Origin of the sequence: Pseudonocardia sp., assembly GCF_025465255.1 — a bacterium.
Lineage (GTDB): Bacteria > Actinomycetota > Actinomycetes > Mycobacteriales > Pseudonocardiaceae > Pseudonocardia.
Genome location: NZ_JAODNI010000076.1, coordinates 22,322 through 28,579, shown reverse-complemented (window position 1 = coordinate 28,579; position 6,258 = coordinate 22,322). Strand labels below are relative to the sequence as shown.

At 70.6% G+C, this 6,258-nt stretch carries 8 protein-coding genes and 1 pseudogene; 8 read left to right on the top strand and 1 reads right to left on the bottom strand.

Going from position 1 to position 6,258, the window contains the following annotated elements; all coding sequences use genetic code 11:
* Nucleotides 1-300, top strand: a 300-nt coding sequence (locus JWP64_RS08130; protein WP_297494085.1) for an SDR family oxidoreductase, incomplete at its 5' end; no start/stop codon positions are given.
* 668 nt (nt 301-968) lie between these two features.
* On the opposite strand, the gene JWP64_RS08125 is transcribed toward JWP64_RS08130, so the two are convergent.
* Nucleotides 969-1,508, bottom strand: a complete 540-nt coding sequence (locus tag JWP64_RS08125) for a site-specific integrase (protein WP_297494083.1) — start codon at nt 1,506-1,508, stop codon at nt 969-971.
* Nucleotide 1,509: 1 nt separating this feature from the next.
* Here JWP64_RS08125 and JWP64_RS08120 point away from each other — a divergent pair.
* From JWP64_RS08120 to JWP64_RS08100, 7 genes and pseudogenes are all read left to right on the top strand, one after another.
* A pseudogene (locus JWP64_RS08120) lies at nt 1,510-2,517 on the top strand (glycoside hydrolase family 65 protein); the annotation flags it as partial.
* Between the two features lie 70 nt (nt 2,518-2,587).
* Nucleotides 2,588-3,175, top strand: coding sequence for a hypothetical protein (locus tag JWP64_RS31440; RefSeq protein ID WP_366889590.1), 588 nt, complete (start codon nt 2,588-2,590; stop codon nt 3,173-3,175).
* A gap of 180 nt (nt 3,176-3,355) precedes the next feature.
* Nucleotides 3,356-3,955 carry a hypothetical protein gene (locus tag JWP64_RS08115; RefSeq protein ID WP_297494079.1) on the top strand — a complete coding sequence of 200 codons (600 nt, stop codon included), beginning with the start codon at nt 3,356-3,358 and terminating at the stop codon, nt 3,953-3,955.
* A gap of 213 nt (nt 3,956-4,168) precedes the next feature.
* A complete protein-coding gene (locus JWP64_RS08110) occupies nt 4,169-4,432 on the top strand; it encodes an SHOCT domain-containing protein (protein ID WP_297494078.1) in 264 nt (87 codons plus the stop codon).
* 116 nt (nt 4,433-4,548) lie between these two features.
* Nucleotides 4,549-5,043 carry a histidine kinase gene (locus tag JWP64_RS31435; RefSeq protein WP_366889587.1) on the top strand — a complete coding sequence of 165 codons (495 nt, stop codon included), beginning with the start codon at nt 4,549-4,551 and terminating at the stop codon, nt 5,041-5,043.
* A gap of 121 nt (nt 5,044-5,164) precedes the next feature.
* Nucleotides 5,165-5,590: a pyridoxamine 5'-phosphate oxidase family protein gene (locus JWP64_RS08105; RefSeq protein ID WP_297494076.1), complete on the top strand. Its 426-nt coding sequence runs from the start codon at nt 5,165-5,167 to the stop codon at nt 5,588-5,590.
* Between the two features lie 130 nt (nt 5,591-5,720).
* A complete protein-coding gene (locus JWP64_RS08100) occupies nt 5,721-6,182 on the top strand; it encodes a CBS domain-containing protein (protein WP_297494074.1) in 462 nt (153 codons plus the stop codon).
* The last annotated feature ends 76 nt before the right edge of the window (nt 6,183-6,258 follow it).

Here is a 6,258-nt window from a genome sequence, read left to right as displayed (position 1 = left end):
ATGACAGCCGCCAAGGGCGCTCTGCTGCCCCTCATGCGGTCCCTCGCGCTCGAACTCGCTCCCCGACACATCCGCGTCAACGCGGTCAGCCCAGGGCTGATCAACACCCCTGCTTATAGCAAGATGGGCGTCTCCCAGGAAATGATCGACTCCTGGGCTCAGGGCGTCCCACTTGGCCGCGTCGGCGCTCCCGCCGATATCGCCGAAGCCGTAGCCTTCCTCGCCTCGGACGCCGCCAGCTACATCACCGGCGACAACCTCATCGTCTCTGGAGGCATCGGTATTCACACCCGCCCCTGACGAGCAGTCCCGCACTCGGCTCTGACCGGGCACGTTCACCGGGGCCGGCGATCAGCCTGACGCGATCTCGGCTGAACGAGCCGGATTGCGTGGAACAGAGCCCTCGCCGGGCGGGCAGGTCTCCGAGATGGCAAGGACCCGGGGCCGGCGGCGGTTCGAGCGTGGGAGCGGGAGCGCACCATCTCGACGACCTCCCGGAGGGCTATCACGTCGCAGGCAGGGGGCAAGCCTGGCCAGGTGGTCCCGGGGCAGTGACGACTTCGTCGTCTACTGTGGACATATGGCCTCGGCGGGTCGCTCCCCCTGCCCGCGACGTGATCGGGCTACGCCAGGTCGACGAGATGGCGCGAGCCACCGCTGTGGCTGAGGGCCGGAGCATTCCCGGAGCGGGCCGCCTAGCCGTCGCCGACACCCGATGGCACGGGACAGCACGAAACCCCAGCTCAGACGGCACGCGTCGACACGAGACGCCCGCCCAGAGCAGTCTGCTTCCGGGTTCACACCGAAGAGGTCACTGGTTCGATCCCAGTATCGCCCACGCAGCCGGAAGGCCCCTGACCAGCAGGTTCAGGGGCCTTCGGTCTTTTCTGGGGTCGATGCGCGGGCTCGTTCCGGGCCCGCGGTAGCCGAAACGGTAGCCAAACGGCTTCGGCGGCGTCCGTCGTCGCTCAGCCGGTAGCCAACGGCGGGTCCGCGTCGCCTTCCTCACTGTCGGCGAGGAACAGGTTGCTGACGGCCTCGGCGGCGTCGTGGTGGAGCTCGGGGACGTCCTCGGTGTAGGTGTCGAGGGTGAACGCGACGGTGGCGTGTCCGAGGCGGGCGCTGACGATCTTGGGGTTGACGCCTGCGCGCAGCGACATCGTCGCGTAGGTGTGCCGGACGTCGTGAAGTGTGATCGGTGGTACTCGTGCGCGGTCGACGATGCGGTTGAACTGCTCGGTGATCGTGTCGGGGTGGAGAGTGCGTCCGTCCGCCCGGCAGAACAGCAGCCCGTGGTCCTGATGATCAGGCCCGAAGTCGTGGCGCTCTTGATCGGGGACCGTCAGGTGGTCGGCCAGTGCGGCAGCCGTCCGCCGGTCGAGGGCGAGCTGGCGGCGGGATCGTGCTGTCTTGCCGTCCGACTTCTGAGCCTGCCCGCCGGCCACGACCCGGGTCTCCCAGAGGGCCCACGAACTCACGCTGGAGATCAGCGAACGCGTCCCGGTCACGGTGGAGAAGATCGTCGCCGTCGTCACCTCCCGGGACGTGGCCCTCTCCCATCCGGGCACGGCCGCGACCGAGGAGGTCGCCGGCGCACCCGGCTTCGACGCCCTGCTGGAGACTCACGAGCTGGCCTGGCACCAGCTCTGGCGGCGGTTCCGCCTCGACCTCACCGACGGCGACAGCCCGGCCACCGTCCCGACGCTGCGGACACTGCGACTCAGCATCTTCCACGTGCTGCAGACCGTGTCGCCCCACACCCTCGACCTCGACGCCGGGATCCCGGCCCGGGGCATGCACGGCGAGGCCTACCGCGGGCACGTGTTCTGGGACGAGCTGTTCGTCTTCCCACTGCTCACGCTGCGGATCCCGGGCCTGGCACGGGCGCTGCTGCACTACCGCGTCCGGCGGCTGAACGCCGCGCGACGCGCGGCCCGCGGGTTGGGACATCGCGGAGCGATGTTCCCGTGGCAGTCCGGCAGCGACGGCCGGGAGGAAAGCCAGCAGATCCACCTCAATCCGCTGTCGGGGAGGTGGCTCCCGGACGTCAGCCACCTGCAACGCCACGTCGGGCTCGCCGTGGCCTACAACATATGGCAGTACTACCAGGCCGCCGGCGACCTGGAGTTCCTGGCCGAGCACGGAGCCGAGGTGCTGCTGGAGGTGGCCCGGTTCTTCGCGGGCCTGGCGCGCCACGACCCGGCGATGGACCGCTTCCGCATCGGCGGGGTGATGGGACCCGACGAGTACTCCACCCGCTATCCGGGCGCGGCAGAACCTGGCCTCGACGACAACGCCTGCACCAACGTGATGGCGGTGTGGACGCTTCGCCGGGCCGCCGACGTGCTGTCGGTGCTGCCGCCCTTGCAGCGGACCGAGCTCGTCGAACAACTGGGCCTGACGCCCGCCGAACTGCTGCGCTGGAACGACATCACCCGGCGGATGTACGTGCCGATCGCCGAGGACGGCGTCATCAGCCAGTTCCACGGCTACCGCGACCTCGCCGAGCTCGATCTCGACGACTACCGCCCGCCGCTACGGCGATCTGCAACGGCTCGACCGGATCCTGGAGGCCGAGGGCCGCTCGGTGGACGACTACCAGGTGTCCAAGCAGGCGGACGTCCTGATGCTGTTCTACCTGCTCTCGGCCGACGAGCTGCGGGTCCTGCTCGGCGGGCTCGGCTACCCCCTCCCTCCCGACTCGATCCGCCGCACGATCGACCACTACCTGGCCCGGACCGTGCACGGCTCGACCCTGAGCGCGCTCGTCCACGCCTGGGTGCTCGCCCGAGCACACCGTGAGGACGCGCTGAGCCATTTCGAGCGGGCCCTGAGCAGCGATCTGGCGGACATCCAGGGCGGTACCACCGCGGAGGGCGTCCATCTCGGCGCCATGGCCGGTTGCGTCGACCTGCTCCAGCGGTGCTTCGCCGGGGTGGAGACCCGGGAGAACGCGATCTGGTTCAACCCGCACTGGCCGTCCCGGTCGGCGCCCTCGAGTTCGTGGTCCAGTACCGGGGCCTGTCTCTCGACGTGCGGGTCTCCGGCCGGGAGGTGCGGGTCGCCGCGGCACCCGGACCGGGCCCGGCGGTGCGTGTGGGGTGCGGGGAGGAGATCCGTACCCTGCAGCCGGCGGAGGCCGTGCGGTTCTCGGCCCCGGGAACGGCGGACGTGACGAGCGCGCCTCCTGATCGACGCCATCGGGGGGCGATAACCGCGGTGCGGCACGGTTGAAGGGCCCGGCAGCATAAGGCACACCGGCACCGGTGACCAGGCCGTAGGGCACTGCCCCCCCGAGCACGCTGCACGCCACGCTCGTTCCCGACGGCACCACAGCCCACGGGAGGCACAGGAGATGCGCGCTGAGGAGAGGAAACCACGACCTGCCCAGCCGGTACGACTGCCGCGCCGGCGCAGCGATCGGCTCGACGACGCCGTCGCCTGGCTGGTCTGCTCGCTGGCGCTGCTCACCGTGCTCGGAGCGATCGTGCTCGGGATCGTCGTCCACGGTCACATGGCCGAGCAGTCCCGGCTCCAGGCCGCGGACCGGCAGCCGGTGGAGGTCGTGCTGACCGAGGACGTGCCCCTGGCCGCCTCGGACGGTACGACCGTGACGGTTCCGACGCAGGTGCGCTGGACGGGACAGGACGGGATCGAGCGGACCGGGATCGCGCAGGTGAAAGGGCCGCGTCCGGCCGGCTCGACGGTCCAGGCCTGGACCACCGACGACGGGCGTCTCGTGCATGCGCCGCTCACCGCCACCGAAGCCCTGCTCACAGCGCTCGTGGGCGGACTTGTGGCGGCGCTCGCCAGCGCGTCGGTCGTCGCAGTCGTGGCACAGCTCGCGGGCCGTTGGACCACGGCCGTGCATGCGGCGGAATGGGAACGGGAGTGGGAACGCATCGAGCCACGGTGGACGAACCGGGCCGGTCACGACGACGAGCACCGCGCTTGACGCTCGATCGCGAGCAGCAGGCCCGCGCCGAGTCCCGATGAGCGCGGTCCACAAGTCTGGCGGGCTGGCAGGGGGCGGGCCGACTGGCCGGGATGAACTCGGGCACGCTGCGAAAGCCCCACAGCCCGTGGTGATCATGGAGATGGGCACCGCCAGTCCAGAGGACACCGCCCGTCCAGAGAACAGAGAAGTCCGGAGGACAGGAGGCTCGACATGATGTGGTGGTACGGCAACGGGATCAGCGGTTGGGGTTACGCCCTGATGATCGTCAGCATGGTGCTGTTCTGGGTTCTGGTCCTCTTCGGGGTGATCGCTTTGTTCCGCTACCTGGGGCGCAGAGACAGGTCGACGGCGACCCGGCCTACGCCGGAGGAGGTGGTGGCCGAGCGCTTCGCGCGCGGCGACATCGACGAGCAGGAGTACCACCAGCGCCTGAACACGCTGCGTGACCAGCCCCGGCCGTTCGTCGAGCCCTGAGCGACTTGGTCCGGCGTTCGCGCCGATCCGGAGGCCGAGCCGGTTACCGTCGCGCCGCCCGACGCGACCGTTCTGTTCCAACCACGCCCGAGCCCCGATCCCGCCCGGTGTCCCGGATGGCTGCCCCAGTGGGGCCGACTCGGCGAGGCGTCGAGGTTCGGCGAGCAGAGCGTCGAGCCGGAACCCGTGCACGAGAGGCAGCACGTGGTGAAGAGCGCGGGCGTAGAAGGCGGCACGCTCCGGACCCGGACCCTCCCGCTCGGCGGGACCGCATCGCCGCGGACCTGCACGACCAGGTGATCCAGCGGCTGTTCGCCGCGAGCCTGTCGCTGCGGAGCGTCGCCGTAGGGCTGGGCGGAGGGCCGCCCGCGCGCCGGATCCAGGAACAGATCGACAACCTTGACGCCACCATCCGCCAGATCCGCACGACGATCTTCGACCTGCACGCGTCGCCGGGGGGACCGGGGTTCGCTCGCGGATCCTGGACGTCGCCGCCGAGGTCGAGGATGCCCTGGGCTTCAGGGCCGCCGTCAGCTTCTCGGGCCTCATCGAGGACCGGGTGCCCGGGGACGTCGCAGAGGATCTCGTCGCGGTGCTACGGGAGGCGTTGACCGGTGGGACCCGGCTGTCCTGGACGGTCCCGCTGACTGGGACCTGACACTGCCGGGTAGGGACCTTCGGCCCTGCAGGCACATGTGGGACCGAGCGGGACTGTCCGGATGGACGATCGAAGTGACGGTGCTGTCGCGCAGGGGGGCGACGAAGCTGGTGGACCTCGACCGTTCGCAGTGCCTGGACCTGCTCCGTGGCACTGTGATCGGCCGCGTGGTGTTCACCGACTCCGCCCTGCCCGCGGCCCAGCCCGTCACCTACCTTCTCGACGGTGAGGAGATCGTCTTCCGGACCGGCCAGGGGACCAAGCTCGCGGCCGCCGCCCGCAATGCCGTGATCAGGTTCGAGGTCGACGACCTCGACGTCGACACCCGCACCGGGTGGAGCGTGCTCGGTGTCGGCCGGTCCTATGAGGTGACGGAGCCGCGACGGTGGGCCGATCTCGCGGCCCGCATGCCCGAACCGTGGATTCCGGCCTCCGTCGCGCACGTGATCGCTGTGCCCCTGAGCCGCCTCTCGGGTCGCCGGGCCGGCCCGGCGAGCTGATAGCCGAAGACCCGAAAGGGCTCCTCCTCGACGTCGCGGGCCGCGTGGCGGGCGGGGTCGGGCCCTTCGTCCCGTGTGCGGAGGCACGCTCTGCGCCATCGTCGACCCCAGACTCACAGACGGAGGCGGGATGAAGGTGCGCGACGCCATGAGCGGCTCGGTGGACACGGTGCGGGCGGACACGCCCATTCCTGTGGCGGCCTCGATGCTGCACAGGCACGGGACGGTGCCGGTGGTCGACGGACAGGGGCATCTCGTCGGCGTGGCGGCCGAGGCCGATCTCGCACGAGGCGTGCTGGCTCCGGAGGGCTGGCAGGTCGAGCTGGACCCGGAGTCGATCGTGGCCGCGGTGACGAAACTGGCCCCGGTGGTCGCCCGGCCCGAGGACGACGTCGCCGACGTCGTGGCGAGCATGCTCGACCGGGGTGTCCGGTCCGTGCCGGTGGTCGACGGTGAGCGCGTCGTCGGTGTCCTGACCGGACACGAGGTGCTGCTGCTGGTCGCCCGACGCGAACTGATGTCCGAGCAGGCCTGGCGTGAACGCACCTGCGTCGTCGGCCAGGACCAGGGTGTACGGCCGGCCGGGCCGTAGGGATCGCCGGATGGCTCGAGCAGGCCTATACCGCCGCGTCCCGCGGCGCGTGAAGGCTTGGCAGGACTGCCGAGCC

Bases quoted from the DNA above. Each gene is read 5' to 3' on its own strand.
- JWP64_RS08115 (WP_297494079.1), top strand. From the start codon at position 3,356: ATGCGCGCTGAGGAGAGGAAACCACGACCTGCCCAGCCGGTACGACTG.
- JWP64_RS08100 (WP_297494074.1), top strand. From the start codon at position 5,721: ATGAAGGTGCGCGACGCCATGAGCGGCTCGGTGGACACGGTGCGGGCG.
- JWP64_RS08110 (WP_297494078.1), top strand. From the start codon at position 4,169: ATGATGTGGTGGTACGGCAACGGGATCAGCGGTTGGGGTTACGCCCTG.
- JWP64_RS31435 (WP_366889587.1), top strand. From the start codon at position 4,549: ATGGCTGCCCCAGTGGGGCCGACTCGGCGAGGCGTCGAGGTTCGGCGA.